The following is a 16287-nucleotide window of genomic DNA, read 5'->3' as shown; positions in this document are numbered from 1 at the left end:
CTCCTACAGGGACTGCGGCGCTTGAGCGACTTCTACAATCCGATACACAACCCCACCACCGCCGACACACTTCAGATACCCCACCCCGACACACTCCCGGTCACACAACCACACCCGGGAGCCTCCCTGATGAAACCCCTCACCCTTCCCTCCGGCTGGAAGCTGTTTGCCACGCTCGCCGGCCTGACCCTGGCGATGACCGCCGTGGTCCTGGCCAGCCAACCTGATCCGGACGGCCTGCGCAGCGCGATCCGTGCCACTGCGCGCAGCTCCTTCGCGCTATTCCTGCTGGCCTTTCTGGCCTCGTCGCTGGTGACCTTGCTGCCTGGCACCAGCAGCCGCCGCATCCTCCAGGAACGGCGCTATCTGGGGTTGGCATTCGCCTTTTCCCACACCGTGCACGGCGTACTGATCTACCGCTATGCCCAGCAATTCCCCGAGCTGTTCTGGGCCGGCCGCACGCTCACTTCCAGCCTGCCCGGCACCCTCGGCTACCTGTTCCTGCTGCTGCTCACCATCACCTCGTTCAAGGCCCCGATGCGCCTGTTGGGTGGCCGTGCCTGGCAGGCCCTGCACAGTACCGGCATGTGGGTACTGGCCGCGGTGTTCTGCCTGTCGTTCTACAAACGCATCCCCATGGGCGGCTGGTACCCGCTGGCGTTCGCCCTGATGTTCAGCGCCATCGCCGTCAAGCTCACCGCCAAGCTGGCCCGTCAGCAACGCCGTAACGCCCGTGCCCTTTCCTGAAGAGAGAAACCAGCATGACCACCTTGACCCGCACCCTGACCATCTTCGACCGTTTCGGTACCTGGAGCGCCGACCTGCCGTTGCGGCTGTTTCTGGCCTGGGAGTTTTTCGAATCCGGCTGGGAGAAATTCAATGGCAGCAACTGGTTCGCCGACCTGCAGGCGAACTTCCCGTTCCCCTTCAACCTGCTGCCTGCAGAGCTGAACTGGCAGCTGTCGATGTGGGCGGAGCTGATCCTGCCGTTACTGCTGTTGTTGGGGCTGGGTACCCGGCTGGCCTCGTTTGGGCTGATGGTGGTGACCGTGGTGGCGATTGCCGCGGTGCATTGGCCGGCGCACTGGTCGAGCCTGGCCGAGCTGGCCCAAGGGTATGCGATTACCGACCAAGGCTTTGGCAACTTCAAGTTGCCGCTGATCTACCTGGTGGCGTTGCTGCCACTGCTGCTGAAAGGGGCTGGGCGGTTGAGCCTGGATCATTGGCTCAGAGGGCGGTTCTGCAGGTGATATTGCCGGGGCTGCGTTGCAGCCCATCGCGACACAAGGCCGCTCCTACAGGGGATCACGTACCTCTGTAAGAGCGGCCTTGTGTCGCGATAGGGGCGCAAGGCGCCCCCGTACCCGCACTCAACATGTACCGATGATGACCCCCTGCTCGCGCAGCCCCTCCAGCAACGCCAACCCCTCTTCCACAGCACCGCCCAACGCCTGCAACCGAGCCCGCCCACTGCCCTGTTCCAGCGCCAGCAACCGGTACGCCAGCGGCGCCAGGCGCGCGAAGCGCACCTTCAGCCCTGCATCGCGATAAACCAGCAACAAGGTCGGCGCCTCTGGCGCGACCGCTGGCTGGTAATCCGCCCCGATCCGCTCCACCGGCCAGCGATAGGCCAACACCCGTGCCACACACGACAACAATGGCTCCCCTTCCAGCAGGTCGCCTGCCGGGTCATGGGCCGGGTCCTCGGCATCGCTCAGATACAACTGCGCCTCGACCCACTCATAGTGCGCCAGCTCCAGCTGCCAGGGCGCATCCAGTTCGATGCCTTGCAGGTAATCGACGAACGCCTCGGCAATCTCGGTAAACAACGGTGTCTGGCTGCGATAGTTGGCATAGAAATCTCGCACTCGGGCATGCCAGCGCGGTTCACCCAACGCCTGGCGCATCACCGGAAAACTGCCGGCCAGCAAACCTTCGATAGCGCCATAGAACAGCTCGCGGTAAACCTTCAGGCGCCGGGCCTCCACGCCCGGCGGCGGCGCATGGCGCTGCGGATCACGCAGGTGTCGGGCCAAGGTGTACTGCTGCTCACGCAAGGTCTCATTCATTTGCATGCCCTCCCGCAGCATGCTGCACAGTGCGGATGCGCGCCGCTTCGGCGAGCAGTTCGACCAGCGGCGGGTAGTTGAAATCACGCTCGAGCACGGTCGGTTGCACACCGAAGCGCGCACAGGCGACCGCGTACAGCGCCCACACATCTTCCTTCACCGCAGCCCCATGGGTGTCTACCTTGAGGTCCGGCGCTTCATCGTAATGGCCAGCCACGTGCATGCCGGTCACCCGCGCCTGGGGCAAGCCCGCAAGGAACTTGCGGGCGTCGTAACCGTGGTTGCAGGCGTTGACGAATACATTGTTGACGTCCAGCAGCAGGTCGCAGTCGGCCTCCTCGAGGACCGCACAGATGAAATCGAGTTCGCTCATCGCCTGGTACGGCGCCGCGTAGTAGCTGATGTTTTCCACGGCAATACGCCGCTCCAGGTGTTCCTGGGCCTGGCGAATCCGCGCGGCCACATGGTGCACCGCTTCGTCGGTGAACGGAATGGGCATCAGGTCGTACAGGTGCCCGTCATCGCTGCAGTAGCTCAGGTGCTCGCTGTACAGGCGCACCTGGTACCGATCGAGAAACTGCCGGGTCTGGCCAAGGAAATGGCGGTCCAGCGGCTCGCTGCCGCCCAGCGACAACGACAGCCCGTGGCAGGTAACGGCAAAACGCTCGGCCAACTGCGCCAGGCCCTTGCCATAGGCACCACCCACGGCAATCCAGTTTTCCGGCGCGCATTCGAGAAAGTCCACGGCGCCAGCCTCCATGGCCAGCAGTTCCGGCAACAGGCCGCGGCGCAGGCCAAGCCCGGTCTGTAAAGGTACAGGGGACAAAGATGTGGGGTGCATGAACAGGTCTCCGCAACAGGCACAACGCCCCGCCTGACCAGCAGGAGGGGCGTTGCGCGGTTCATGGGGTAGAGGTTCAGGACTTGCCGGTCAGGTGGCTGAACAAGCCGTCGGGCATGGCCTTGCCATTTGCCTGGTAGATCGCCTTGAGGTGATCCGCCGCCTCCTGTTCGGAGATGAAGCCATCATGGTTGCTGTCGATCTTGTCGAAGTCGCCGGCACGGTCCTTCGCCACCGCCAGGAACTCGTCGTGCGAGACCTTGCCGTCGTGGTTGCTGTCGGTCTTGGCAAACGAGGCATCACCACACTTGCCCTCGCCACATTTGCCTTCGGCACCGGCCTTGGCGCTGGCGCCGCACTTACCCTCACCGCATTTGCCTTCGCCCTGGGTGGCCTTTGCGCTGCCACCACATTTGCCTTCACCACATTTGCCCTCGCCTGCCACCTTGGCCGAGGCCAGCTGGTAACCCTGGGCCAACGGCTCGACGGCAAAAGCGCTGCTGCTCAAAGCCATGCTGCCGATCAGGGCAGCGCCGAGCAGGCCGAGGGTGTTTCGTACTTGAGTCATGGTGTCGCTCCACTGTGGTTGGAATGTGGAGCCATTAGGCCGTTGCGGTATGTCGTGGATGTATCGCGCGGGGTGCGGTTTTGTATGGGAATGGGTCTGCAGCGTGGGCAGATACAGTGGGATACACGACGGCCCCAAGGTGCCTCGGGGCCGTCGTGCAGGGTCAGTCTTCCAGCGGCTTGGGTGGCGCGGCCGGCTTGGCGGGTTTGGCAGGCTTGCTGTCCTTGGTCTTGGGTTCCGGTGCCGCCGCTGCCACAGGCTCCGGCGCCGTCACGGCTTTTTCGCTGGCCGGCAGATCATCGACCGCCTTGAGGATCACCTGCGGGTCGATGGCCCCTCCCTCTTCGTCGTCCTTGAGCATGTGCCGCTCACCGTCCTTGCCCACCAGGATAACCTTGGTGCCTTTGCTGGCACCCAGCTTCAACTCGCGGATCAGGGCCATGGTAGTCTGCTGCTCGAGGTTCTTGTCCTCACGCTTGCCCATCATGTTGGCAACGCTGTACACCACCAGGTTGCGCTCTTTGAAGGCGGCCTGGGTGGCCGGGTCCTTGAGGGCCTCGTTCAACCCACGCAAGGTCGGGTCGGCGCTGCTGGGTGCAATGACGACCAAGGGCCTGGCCTTGCCCAGTTCCTTGGCCAGCGGTGCGTCACTGTCGGCGGCAAACACTGGGCCGACAAGCGCGAGCAAGGTGGCGAGGGTCAGTGACCGGACGAGCATGCGTATCTCCTTATTCTCTCGATAAACCAGAAGACTACAGATCAGGGCGAAAGATCCGACGGGCGAGCGTAAACCACCCAGAGGCCTCCATGTTTCAATGAACAGTAACCGGCGGTTACCAAGCGTGGTCACTCTTCGTCGCGAGCCCGAAAAGTACCTCTATCACTTGTAACTTGAGCATAGTCCAATGCGCCCTCGTCATACCCAACGTTGCAGAGCCTCGATGGTCAGTTGAAGTTCGGTCCTTTCGGTCCATAGCCTGATTTCCGCCATCAACCTGGCGGCGTCCCCAGCATCGGCATCTTCTGCCAACCGGTTCTGAAAACTTTGCGGCACTTCGAGTTCGCGTACGTAACGTTTCTCGAGGTACTTTCTCCAGAACGGTTGCTGGACCATCCACACTGCCACCGATTCGGCTGTCTCGTTATGCCTTACCTGGTCACCCGCGCGCACGACCGAAGCGACGTCCAGGTCCGGGATCCCCGCGTGGAGCATGCTCTGCGCATGACCAGGCAGGTCCAGCTCCTCGCGCAAGCGGATCGAGTAGGCCAGTGCCCATTCGATCGACTCGTTCCCGAAACCTGCAGCCTCAGCCTCACGCAAGGCGATGAACTCGACCTCCCGTTGCCTCCACAACTGCCGCGCCAACGTGACCAGAACTCGCTCCTGGCTGCCAGAAGGGGCAGCCTGCTCGGCGTCCCATACAAGGCATCGGATTTCAAGTTGCTGGAAGACCACCGTGGCGTTGTCGGCGCAGTTCTCAACCACCGCATTGGCGAAAAGCTCATTGGCCAGCTCCGGAGCCTTCTCGATCTTTTCCATCATGGCCAAAACCCGTGAAGCCAGCCTTTCACCAAATCGAGGATGAGTGAAGTCTCGCGAGCGCGTGAGCTGTTTCAGCAGCTGCATGAAGCTCGTCACCCCATCCATTTGCTCGATAGTCATCCACAAGTTGCTCAGGTCTTCACGGCTCTCGCCGTCCAGGCGGTCCACCCAGCGAAGCTTCTCAGGGACCGTGCTGTCCTCTGGAATATTCCAGGCCTGCTGCGCCCTTTCAGCCTGACGCAGCAACACAGGATTCCCTGCCAGCGCCACGTAACCGTCCCGCCAAAAATCGGACTCGATGAAACCAGGGGGCAACGTAGTGATGAAGTTGTTGGAAGCATCGAGCATGTACAGCGCCCGACAATTCGTGATGCCCTCGGGCAACGATGCCAACCCGGTATTACGTAAACGCAGTTCGGCCAACTGTTCCATCCCTACCACGGAAAAGGGCATGTTCAAACGGTTGTCCGAAAGGTTCAGGTACCGTAGCCGGCGGCAGAGCGCCAGCACTTGAGCCTGAGGCACGTCCAGCGAGATGCGGTTGGCGGACAGGTCGAGAATGCGCAGATCATTAAGCAACGCCAGGCTGCCTGGCAGACGTTCCAACCGGTTGTAGCTCAATTCCAGAGACGTCAGATTGGGGAATGAAAGAAGAAATTGTGCTGGTACTTCCGTCAGCTGCAGGCTGCGCAGGGAAAGCTCGGTAACATGCTGGAAGGTGAACTGTGGCCCCAACACAGGCAACGAGCGCAGCTCATACCCGCTGTACTGCCAAGCCACGGATTCCCTTTGGTTCTCAGGGACAACCTGACCAGGCACCCGCGCTCGCCAGCAGTCCATGATTGCTTTGCGAAACCGCTTGCGCTCGGTTCGTTCACCGGTCATCAGCCCTTGCCGCTCCCAGCCTTTCAAGTGGGCCTTCAACAGCTCCTCTTGCTGTTCGAGCACCCCGAGTGCAGCCTCGGTATCGCGCCCCGAAGCATGCAGCCTGGCCAGCCAGGCTTCGATCTGCTCGTCACTGTACGCTGGGTAGAGTTTGCGCAGGCGCGCCTCGAACGCGCGCGGCCGAGACGCAGGCCGGACAAAGCGTCCCAGGCCCCCACCAAGCGGGTAGCCGACCCGGCCATCCTCCAGGCGCATTGGCGTCAGCATCCATGGCTGGCGAGGGTTTTTGCCCAACGCTTGGGCGAGCACTCTGCTGTGCCCGGCAATTTGCCGTGCCAATACTGCTCTCAAGCTCGCGGCATAGGGTTCAGTGATGCCGAGTGCCGCATGATCGGTAGGGACAAACGCCTCCACCAGGGTCTCGAACAACCCGCCGGGGCCGCGCAGCTCCAGGCCTAGCGCGTCCTCAAGTTCGAACTGCCCGTTGTCATGTACAAGCCTGTAGTTCTGCCCGTTACCAGCAGTAGTCATTAACGGCTGCGGGCTGTCGCCATCGTACAGCCGCCAGCGCGGCCTGGCCTCCCTGACATCCAGAGTCTCGAGCAGCGTCAGCGCGACCTTGGCCTGGTCCAGGGTCTGGGGCGTTTCGATGAACAGCCCCTCGCAGGCACGCGCAACACGTATACGCAGTACGCTGAGCCTGGCCCTCTCGACCAGCCGAAACGGCACAGTGCCGCTGACCAGTGCCTGAAACTCCGCACCTTCTGCCGACAGCCCACCCACAAGCTCGCGCGCCGCTCGGCCATGCAGGCTCGGGAATGCCCTGCGCAACGTTGTGACCGCCGCATCGTCTGGCTCCTGCTGCCCGTCATATACCTGTTGAAACAGTTGGCGACGCCTTGCAGAGACCTGCGCCGCCAATGCCGGCCCGTCGTGCTCGGTGACGCCAGGCAAGGCCCGGGCCTTCGACAGCAACGGCGCGTCCTCCGGCACCCGCCCAAGCTTCAAATCGTCCAGCAAGGCTTGCAGCCGGCGGTCGATCAGCAGGCGCTCTACGGTATCGACCAGCTCGGCCTCAGGTGGCCGACCGTATACATGCAACGCCCGAAGATGGTCTGCATCCAGGGCATGGACGGCCATGGCCTGGTCAATCTGTTCATCATCCAGCCGAGCGAAACGCTCACCCAGGCGGCGGAACATCCTGTGCTTGTCTGTCCAGCTGGCAGGTTGCTCGGTCCACAGCCGCCAGGCACCGGCGTCATTGTGACGCAACAAAGGTCCATGGCCACCTCGTGGTGCCAGTTGCCATTCTTCATCTGCGCGCTGGACGATTTCGTAGTTGTGGCCGTCCATGGTCATCCAGCTTCTGTCCTGTGCACGGTAGATGCCCATTGCATCGGCCACTTCCCCAGCGGGAAGTGCAGCACTGCGAAACGGCACCAGGTCTCCATTCCAGAGTTTCTCGCTGCCGTCTTCCAGGCGCGCTGGCACCCACTGGTCCAATGCGGCCCAGGCCCGGCTCGCTTCCCGCCATACCACAGCGGTGACACCGATCACGGCCAGGTCTTTGGTCACGCTGAGCACATGCTCCATTGCGGCGCTGGTATCGCCCTCGCGCCAGTCTTCCACGGCCTGGAACAGCTCGCCCAGCAGGTCCCAGACCATTACCGCCAGCAGCAGTGCATTGAGCGCAGGGATGAACACGCCCGCCACCGTGGCCAGTGTCCAACCCTCGGCAACCAACCTTTGTTGATGAGCTTCCTGGGCCTTGCGGTCAAGGTCAGACACCGGCGTTGCAATCACCGCAGCATCGTCCTTGATGTGATCGATGCGCGCGCAAGCAAGGTGCTCGAACAACGGCAGCGGGTAGTCCCGCATGTGCTGGTCCATTTCCCGGGTTGCCCAATCGGCGACGCCTTCCAGGTCCTTGGCAACCCTGGAGAAGAACTGCTGGCTGTCGCGCCGGCGTATGAAGCGTTTGAAGAAATCCTGATAGCGCTTGTCTCGCAGACGCTGGCCCAGGACCTTGCGGGTGAAGCTTTCCAGATCGGGGCTTGCGGTCCAGGGACCGTGGGGGTCATCGGGAATATAGACAATGATCTTGCGGCTGACCTTGTCATGAAATACATCGAGTATCACGATCTGTTGCAAGTCGCAGCCGAACGCCTTCAGTTGCCGGGCCACCACTTTCGATTCGTAGAGCGTGCCGGGGCGTCCGTGCTTGCACAGGTCCACCACCAGCTCCAATTCAGCTGCATTCAGTACGCCATCACTCTTGGCCTTGCACGCATCGATCAGCATGACCGAGCTGTACAGCTGGGCAAGCGTCGACGCCATGCTGCGCCAGCCGCTGGCCTGGCTGTTCGGCGCTTTGAGCACGGAGTCCAGGTGCTGTTGATAGCGCTTGCCCAGGTCCAGCTTGCGGCACAAGCGCGCGAAGGCAGGCGCGGTTGGCGACGCGAGGCGTTGCGACAGGCTATCGACGATGCAGTTGTCCTTGTGCTGTTCGTTCCGCCCCTCGCCCGGCGTGAAGTTGTCCAGTGCCGCCTCGATCAGCGGTACGTCGAAATAGTCCTTTTCCACCACCGGATAGCGCCCCCAAACGCTGCCCTGGCTGGGAGCGGTGTAGGTGTACCAGCGCCTGAAATACAGGCCATCGACATTTTCCCTGGTACCGAATTCTCCCTGCATGGCGTGTTGAAGCAGCGGCTTGACGAAACGGTCGATGCCCTCGATGCGCGCAAGCTCCTTTTCCAGCCACTGTCGACAGGCCAGGCTGTCTTTCAACGCGCCACGTAAAGCAGCATGCTGCGATTCATACAGACCGTTGGCCGGGATGTTCTGCTCGGTCGGCGATACGATACGCAGCCGGCGAATCCATCTGGGCAGTCGTTTGACGATGAGGTTGTCCTGATAGGCCTGCTCCATGGCCAGCGTATCGGCGGTTGGCGGTAGTTCCTGGCTGGGTGTAGTCACGTTGTTGCGCCTCTGGCTGATCCAAAGGCCCGACACTAGACGCAGGCTTGCCAAGCGATAGGCTAGATAGGTACCACCTCTTCAGAACAGCACCAGCTGCTGGCCTGCCAATCCTTCGAAACTGTCGCCAACGAACGGCAGAATGGCATCGGCAACCGGCTGCAGTTGGCGGCTCAGGTAATGATCGTAATCGATGGGCGCCTGCCGGTTTTCCAGCGGCTCGGGGCCCGCGGTGGTCATCAGGTAGCTGATCCAGCCGCCACGCTGGTATTGCATCGGGCGGCCAAGGTGGCGGTTGTAGTCATCGGCCAGCCGGGCCGCGCGCACGTGCGGCGGCACGTTGCGTTGATAGTCGGCCAGCGGCCGACGCAGGCGCTTGCGGTATACCAGCAATTCGTCCAGCTCACCGGCAAGCGTCTGCCGCACATAGTCGCGCACGTAATCGCGGTATGGCTGGCCACGGAATATCCGCCCGTACAGCTCTTGCTGGAACTGCCGGGCCAGCGGCGACCAGTCGGTACGCACCGACTCCAGGCCCTTGTAGACCATCTGCTCGCCGCCATCGGCCCGCAGCACCAGCCCGGCGTAGCGCTTCTTGCTGCCCTCGTCCGTGCCGCGGATGGTGGGCATCAGGAAGCGCCGGTAATGCACCTCGAACTGCAGCTCCAGCGCACTTTCCAGGTTCATCTGCTCGCGCAGGTGTTCGCGCCACCACAGGTTGACCTCGGCCACCAACTCACGGCCGATGCGTGCTGCAGCCTCCTCGCCGTGGGCGCCCTTGAGCCAGACGAAAGTGGAGTCGGTATCGCCATAGATCACCTCGTAGCCCCTGGCTTCGATCAACGCACGGGTCTGGCGCATGATCTGGTGGCCGCGCATGGTGATCGACGAAGCCAGGCGCGGGTCGAAGAAGCGGCAGCCGCTCGAACCCAACACTCCGTAGAAGGCATTCATGATGATCTTCAGCGCCTGCGACAGCGGCGCGTTGCCCTCGCGCTTGGCCGCTTCCCGGCCCTGCCATACCCGCTCGACGATGGCCGGCAGGCAATGCTCGCTACGGGAAAAACGCCCACCGCGGAAGCCTTCCACCGAGTGTTCATCGTCGGGCAGGCGCAAGCCTTCGACCAGCCCCACCGGGTCGATCAGGAAGGTACGAATGATCGACGGGTACAGGCTCTTGTAGTCCAGCACCAACACCGAGTCGTAAAGGCCCGGGCGCGAATCCATGACGAAGCCACCGGGGCTGGCTTCGTCGGGGCGGCTACCGAGGTTGGGCGCAACAAAGCCAAGGCGGTGCATCTGCGGAATGTACAAGTGGCAGAACGCAGCCACCGAGCCACCGCTGCGGTCCACCGCAAGGCCGGTGACCGAGGCCCGCTCCAGCAGGAATTCGAGCAGGCGGGTGTGGGCGAAAATGCGCGTCACCAGCTCGCAATCCTTGAGGTTGTAGCGCGCCAGCGCCGGCTTGTCCTCGGCGAAGCGGCGGTTGATTTCATCCATGCGCTGGTACGGCGTATCGATGGCCTTGCCCTCACCGAGCAACGTCTGGGCGACACTTTCAAGGCTGAACGACGGGAAGCTCCAGGTCGCCGAGCGCAGCGCCTCGATGCCATCGATCAGCAGCCGCCCCGGGGCATCGGCGAACACGTGGCCACCACCGGCATGGCTGCGCAAGGTCATCGGTGCGCCATTGCGCCCCAGTGCCAGCGGGACCTGCAGCAGCTTGGCGTGCTCATGCAGCAGGCGCAGGTCGAACTGGATCAGGTTCCAACCGATGATTGCATCGGGGTCGTGTCTGGCCATCCACTGGTTGAGGCAGGCCAACATGTCGGCGCGGTCGGTGCAGTAGTGCAGGTCGAAATCCAGGCCATCAGCCGTGCCATTGGCCGGCCCGAGCATGTACACCTGGCGCTGGCCACAGCCTTCCAGGGCAATGCTGTACAGCTCGCCCCGCTCGCTGGTCTCGATGTCCAGCGACACCAGGCGCAGCGGCGGCCGATAACCCGTCAAGGGCTTGAGCTGGGCATCGCAGAACACACTCTGGGCATCCGGTTGGCCAGTGAACTGCACCGGGGCAGTGATGAAGCGCTCCATCAGGTAGCGCTCGGGCGGGCGAATATCGGCTTCGAACACATCGATACCGGCGGTGCGCAGGCGTTGCTCCAGCTGCATCAGTTGCCGGTGCTGGCGGCAGTACAGGCCCAACACCGGGCGCTGGTCAAAGTCCTTCAGCTGCAGCGGCCGCAACTCGACACCGGCTTCGTTGGCCAGCAGCACCCGCGCGTGCGCTTCCTGCGCCTGGGGAATGAATGCCACTGATACCTGTGGCGCCAGGCGCAGCTGCCGTGGCCCCTGGTCGGTGGCCAGCCAGAACTCCACGCAGGTGCCTTCGGGCGTGTCATGCCAATGTCGGGTCAGGACAAAGCCCTGCTGCAACTCCACCGCGTCGACCTCTGAATCGTTTGTTGTGCTGATTGCGGGATTCTACCGCTGACGCACCGTCGCAGCGCATTTTGTTGGGGCCAGCCGGTGTTTGTCGCAATATTTTCAGCGCCTGTGGGATCGAGCGCCGCCCGCGCGGCGCTTCGCAGCACAAGGCTGCTCCTACATCTTTTTCGGGCCAGTTATTCCTGTGGCAAAGGCGCGCGGCCACTTGGTGTCCACCTCGATATCATGCCGGGCAAACAAGGCGGTCGCGTGCATTGGGGCAGGCGTAATTGGCCCGAAACAGATGTAGGAGCAGCCTTGTGCTGCGAAGCGCCGCGCGGGCGGCGCTCGATCTCCCAGGCGCTGAATCCCTCAAGACATACACCCCCGCCACAAACCACTCCACCGTCGGGCGCTTGCTCGAACGCGTGTTCAGCCGTACAGGTAATTGATGTCCTTGCAGGGCAGCGGTGGCACCTGGCCAAGCAGGAACTCGCGCAGCTTGTGCATCTGCCGCGCCTTGGGGCTGGCCTTGAGCCAGGTCATGTAATAGCCGTCGCCGGTGGCCACCGCGTGCTTGAACGGCGTAACCAGGCGCCCGGCCAGCAGGTCGGCACTGGCCAGCACCAGGTCGACCACCGAAATACCCAGGCCTTGCTGGGCAGCCGAGATGCCCTGGTCGAGGGTATCGAACACTTGCCCGTGGTCGATGCTGATGTCCAGCGCGTCCATGCGAGCCAGCCAGCGCCGCCAGTCTCGCCGGTCAGGGGACGGGTGCAGGAATTCGCACTGGGCCAGATCGGCAAGGTCCGGTTGCGCCTCGGCCATGTAATCCGGGTGGCACACCGGGATCAGCCATTCATCGAACAGCTTGAAACTCTCGATATCGGCGGGAAAACGCCCGTTGGCCAGGAGGATCGCACAGTCGTAAGGCTCGGAATAGAAGTCCACGCTGTCGATGTCCATCCACACGCTGGACAGCTGCACGCTGCAGTTGTCCTCGGTCTTCTTGAACGCATCCAGCGCACGCAGCAGCCAGCGCACGGTCAGCGTGGACGGTGCCTTCAGACGCAGGCCGTAGCGGTCCTGGCGCAGCAGGGCGCAGGCATTTTCGATGATCTTGAAGCCAACCTTGAGTTCCTGCGCCAGCAGGCGGCCGTGCTCGGTCAGGGCCAGCTTCGGCCCGCGGCGTTCGAACAGGTCGCAGCCGAACATGGCTTCGAGGGTCTTGATGTGGTGGCTGACGGCGCCCTGGGTCAGGGCCAGCTCTTCCGCGGCACGGGTAAATGAGCCATAGCGAGAGGCTACCTCGAAGGCACGCAGCGCGTGCAAAGCCTGAATCCGTTCCGACATGGCGACGCCCCGAGCATGAGTAAGACTAATAGTAGGTCATAGTTCCACGCGTTTTACAACGTCAAGGACGTCTCGGAAAATGCAGGTAAATAATAAACATAACCAAGATCCTGCCTGCATGTGACTTGAACGTTCATCAAATTTACGCCTGGGGAAATCATGTCGACGGGTTATGGAACTTGCTATCGCCTGGATGCGCTAGAGCTGGCCGCTGACCATGTGCGCAACACGCGACATTGGACCTACAAAGCCGTAGAACATTTTCGCAGTGTCCTCGCCAACCCCGAGTTTCCCTGCCTGTTCGGCCGCAAGGCGGTAAACGGCGCAACCTGCCACATCCTCTTCGCCCGCGCCGGGCAACTGGCCGATGACATCGCCATGGGCCTGGCCGACTACGTACGCACCGTCGCCCCCATCCCACCCAAGCAGCGTATCGGCAGCCCACTGGTGGTGTTTCTCGAAACCGCCGCCGACTACACCCTGGCCGAGCAACAGGCGCTGGCCTGGAAGGTGTTGCGTGGTGTGCACGCGCGCGACCCGCATCCCTGGCCGCAGGGCATCCCGACCGACCCCGACGACAATGCCTGGTCGTTCTGCTTTGCCGGCATGCCGCTGTTCATCAACATGAACTTCCCCGGCCACCAGCAGATGAAAAGCCGCAACCTGGGGCCACACATCACCTTCGTCATCAACCCGCGGGCGAACTTCGACGAAGTGGCCAACGTCAACACCGAAAGCGGCCATCGTATCCGCGAACGCATCCGCGAGCGCGTGCACCACTACAACGACGGTGTCATGCCCGACACCCTTGGCTTCTTCGGCGATGCCGACAACTACGAGTGGAAGCAGTACCAACTGCAGGAGGCAGGATCGCTCAACCCGTCCCGCTGCCCGTTCCACGCCCATGCCGTACAGCCGGCAACACCCGACATACTGATCGAGACCTGACCGTGAATACCGCACTCACCGCTACCTACGCCCTGACTGTCCTGCTACTGATCGCCACCCCCGGCCCGGTGGTGGCACTGATCGTCAACACCGCGGCCGCCTCCGGCTCACGCAAGGCCATGTTCACCGCTGTCGGCACCAACTGGGCATCACTGGTGCTGATCGGCGCAGCGGCCTGGATCATTCTCACCAGCGCCGCCATCGACAAGGCCTGGCTCAGCGCCATGAGCCTGCTGGGCTGCCTGTTCATCGGCTACATCGCCGTCGGCACGCTGCGGGACGCCCTGCAGGCGCCGGCAGCCGAGGCACCGGGCGAGCTCGCCAAGCCTGGCCGCGGCGGGCTGCTGCAAGGTTTCATGGTAGGCATTTCCAACCCGAAGGACATCATCTTCTTCATCGCCTTCTTCCCGCAGTTCATCCAGATCACCGAGTCGTTTGGCAAGAGCATGGTGGTGCTGTCGTTGCTGTGGGTGGCCATCGATTTTGCCGTGCTCAGCCTTTACATCTTCGCCATCGGCAAGATCGCCTCGCAACGCAGCAACCGCATGATCAGCCTGGCCTCGGGGGTCGCCCTGCTGCTGATTGCCGCCGGCGGCCTGCTGTACAACGTCAGGGAGCTGGCGGCCTGAATGTGATGCATGGTGCCCGCTGCGAGAGAAGGAGAACCCATGACTGCGATTGACACGTGCCCTTCACCTTCGCCGTTGCAACAGGACTACCAGCGCTTTCTGCTGCTGGGCAGCCGGCGTGCACCGCACACCGTGCATGTGCACGAAACCGGCTACCGCTCCGGCACCATCAATACCGATGCCCTGGGCCTGCGTTACAGCCATTGCGCCGGAAAGCGTTTTTCGGTAGCCGAACGCGGTGGTGCATCACGTATCAACCTGCTGGTCGGCGGTTCCGCCGCGCTGGGCATCGGAGCCAGCTCCGACGAACACACGGTGGCCTCGCACCTGTCGATGCTTACTGGCGAAGTCTGGCTGAGCCTGGCCGGCTGCGGGCTCAATGCGAGCCAGGAGCTGCTGATGTTCCTGACACACCAGCACCGCCTTGGCCAGCTTGGCCATGTGGTGGTGCTAAGCGGCCTCAACACCCTGGCCCACGAAGCCCTCTGCGAAGTCCTCGCCAGCCTGAACGACCCGCGGCAAGCCAAGGCCTATCAGGACTTTCTCAACAGTTTCAGCGAAGGCATGCAGCCCACGACAACGCCACGCCGGCAATCGCTGTGGCGGCGCATCGGTCAGGCGTTGGCCACGCCTCCGGCCGTGACACCTGCCACCTGGTCGCTGTCGTCTCCGGAAAAGCGCCTCACCCGAGCCGCCGACAACATTGGCCGGACCTTGCGCCAATGGGACCGGCTGCTGGCAGACAGCCATTCCACCCTCACCTTCATCCTGCAGCCGTTGCTGCCTTGGTGCCGGGATAGCCTGCCCGCTGGCGAGGAGGCAATGCTGAATGCGCTGCAGCGGCAACCGGCGAATTTCGACCGGCTGCTGGACGGCGCATTCGACAGCCAGTTGCACTCGGCCTTCTTCCGCCGCATCAAGAGCCAGGCCGACCCGGTGCCGTGCTACGACATGAATTGCATGCTCAGCAGCTCGCCGGTGTTCGGCGCCGACCTGTTCATCGACCGCCTGCATCTGAACGACCTGGGCAACAATGCCCTTGCCAAGGTCATTACCGCCAAGCTTGGCCTGGCCCAGGAAAAACATGCCCAGCGCAAGGTCACGCCGATCAAGCTCGTCTGAGAATTGCCGGGTGGTCTTTCGGCCAGGCCCCTTGGGTGGCTAGAATAGGCCGTCGTTCCGATCTGCCCGAGGCGCACGCTTGACCGCCATGAACATCGAAGCCATCCATCAGTACCTGGCACCCCCTGGAGCTTGCCTGTGAGCCGCATGCTTCGCTTGCCCCCGCTGTTGATCGCCCTGATGCCACTGGCTGCGCACGCGCTGGAGGTGCGCATCGACCCTCATGCCGACCTGCTCTACCGCCAGGCCTTGCCCCTGCTGGAGCAGGCCGACAATCAGGACGACGGCGCCAGCACGCTGCGCACGGCCATCGGCGGCGACCCGGAGCTCAGCCGCCAGGGCCAGGCAATGGCCCACACCCTGCCGACCGCGGTCGCCTTGCTGAAAAAGTCCGTGGAGCTGGGCCACCCGGTCGCACAGTACCGCCTGGCGCTGTACTACATGACCTACCTGCCCGCCGCGCAAATCCCGGATGCCGCCTGCCCGTTGCTCGAAGCCAGCCTCAGGCAGGGCTTTGCCGCACCGGCGCCGGCCATCGCCACCTGGTGCCCTCCCTACAACGCCAGCAACGAGTACCGTACTGCGCTGGAGGCCATCCCCAACATGGCCACCGTGTATGCGCCCTACTACCCGCAACCGGCCACGCACCTGGCCTGCAACCGCAACCGGCCACAAGGCCTGGAAATGCAGTGGGGGCGCCAGCGTGACTACCAGGCCGAGGTATACCGCCTGCTCGGCGACCTGGACCCGCAGCACCGCCAGAGCCTGCTGCAGAAGGCCGTGGACACCAACGGCTGCGTGACGGCGCAGCAGCACCTGACCAGCCATCCGTAACACGGACACGGTTTCTGTGTAGGAGCGGCCTTGTGTCGCGATGGGGCGCGCAGCGGCCCCGGCAGTATCTGCGGCGAAGCTGAAATCCTGGG

The 16287-nt window shown here is 63.0% G+C and carries 13 protein-coding genes; 6 read left to right on the top strand and 7 right to left on the bottom strand.

The window, feature by feature from the left end:
- The first annotated feature begins 129 nt into the window (after window positions 1–129).
- Both M1D87_RS09870 and M1D87_RS09865 read left to right on the top strand, forming a co-directional pair.
- Window positions 130–747: a ferric reductase-like transmembrane domain-containing protein gene (locus M1D87_RS09870; RefSeq protein WP_025338500.1), complete on the top strand. Its 618-nt coding sequence runs from the start codon at window positions 130–132 to the stop codon at window positions 745–747.
- A gap of 14 nt (window positions 748–761) precedes the next feature.
- A complete protein-coding gene (locus tag M1D87_RS09865) occupies window positions 762–1250 on the top strand; it encodes an HvfX family Cu-binding RiPP maturation protein (protein WP_123083632.1) in 489 nt (162 codons plus the stop codon).
- Between the two features lie 120 nt (window positions 1251–1370).
- Here the strand turns inward: M1D87_RS09865 and M1D87_RS09860 are convergent, their stop codons facing one another.
- The 7 genes from M1D87_RS09860 to M1D87_RS09830 form a co-directional block, all read right to left on the bottom strand.
- Window positions 1371–2069, bottom strand: a complete 699-nt coding sequence (locus tag M1D87_RS09860) for an HvfC family RiPP maturation protein (protein WP_232881099.1) — start codon at window positions 2067–2069, stop codon at window positions 1371–1373.
- The gene (locus tag M1D87_RS09855) at window positions 2062–2910 is read right to left on the bottom strand and encodes an HvfB family MNIO-type RiPP peptide maturase (protein ID WP_123083634.1); all 849 of its coding nucleotides are present in this window, start codon (window positions 2908–2910) and stop codon (window positions 2062–2064) included. Before M1D87_RS09855 ends, M1D87_RS09860 begins: the two co-directional genes overlap by 8 nt.
- A gap of 76 nt (window positions 2911–2986) precedes the next feature.
- Window positions 2987–3478 carry an HvfA family oxazolone/thioamide-modified RiPP metallophore gene (locus M1D87_RS09850; protein WP_039614096.1) on the bottom strand — a complete coding sequence of 164 codons (492 nt, stop codon included), beginning with the start codon at window positions 3476–3478 and terminating at the stop codon, window positions 2987–2989.
- A gap of 163 nt (window positions 3479–3641) precedes the next feature.
- Window positions 3642–4196, bottom strand: coding sequence for a DUF4174 domain-containing protein (locus tag M1D87_RS09845; RefSeq protein WP_123083635.1), 555 nt, complete (start codon window positions 4194–4196; stop codon window positions 3642–3644).
- Window positions 4197–4394: 198 nt separating this feature from the next.
- On the bottom strand, window positions 4395–8882 hold the full coding sequence (locus tag M1D87_RS09840) for an NEL-type E3 ubiquitin ligase domain-containing protein (RefSeq protein ID WP_123083636.1): 4488 nt from the start codon (window positions 8880–8882) through the stop codon (window positions 4395–4397).
- Between the two features lie 81 nt (window positions 8883–8963).
- On the bottom strand, window positions 8964–11324 hold the full coding sequence (locus M1D87_RS09835) for a DNA polymerase II (protein ID WP_123083637.1): 2361 nt from the start codon (window positions 11322–11324) through the stop codon (window positions 8964–8966).
- A gap of 417 nt (window positions 11325–11741) precedes the next feature.
- On the bottom strand, window positions 11742–12662 hold the full coding sequence (locus tag M1D87_RS09830; protein WP_039614091.1) for a LysR substrate-binding domain-containing protein: 921 nt from the start codon (window positions 12660–12662) through the stop codon (window positions 11742–11744).
- Window positions 12663–12821: 159 nt separating this feature from the next.
- On the opposite strand from M1D87_RS09830, the gene M1D87_RS09825 reads away from it, so the two are divergent.
- The 4 genes from M1D87_RS09825 (at window position 12822) to M1D87_RS09810 (ending at window position 16195) form a co-directional block, all read left to right on the top strand.
- On the top strand, window positions 12822–13610 hold the full coding sequence (locus M1D87_RS09825) for a YqcI/YcgG family protein (RefSeq protein ID WP_015269755.1): 789 nt from the start codon (window positions 12822–12824) through the stop codon (window positions 13608–13610).
- A 2-nt stretch (window positions 13611–13612) separates the two neighbouring features.
- Window positions 13613–14239: a LysE family translocator gene (locus tag M1D87_RS09820; RefSeq protein ID WP_039614090.1), complete on the top strand. Its 627-nt coding sequence runs from the start codon at window positions 13613–13615 to the stop codon at window positions 14237–14239.
- A gap of 39 nt (window positions 14240–14278) precedes the next feature.
- Window positions 14279–15361, top strand: coding sequence for a hypothetical protein (locus tag M1D87_RS09815; protein WP_123083638.1), 1083 nt, complete (start codon window positions 14279–14281; stop codon window positions 15359–15361).
- A gap of 138 nt (window positions 15362–15499) precedes the next feature.
- The gene (locus M1D87_RS09810) at window positions 15500–16195 is read left to right on the top strand and encodes an SEL1-like repeat protein (RefSeq protein WP_015269752.1); all 696 of its coding nucleotides are present in this window, start codon (window positions 15500–15502) and stop codon (window positions 16193–16195) included.
- The last annotated feature ends 92 nt before the right edge of the window (window positions 16196–16287 follow it).

The organism is Pseudomonas sp. SA233 (genome assembly GCF_054792385.1).
This window is presented reverse-complemented; position numbering and strand designations above follow the sequence as displayed.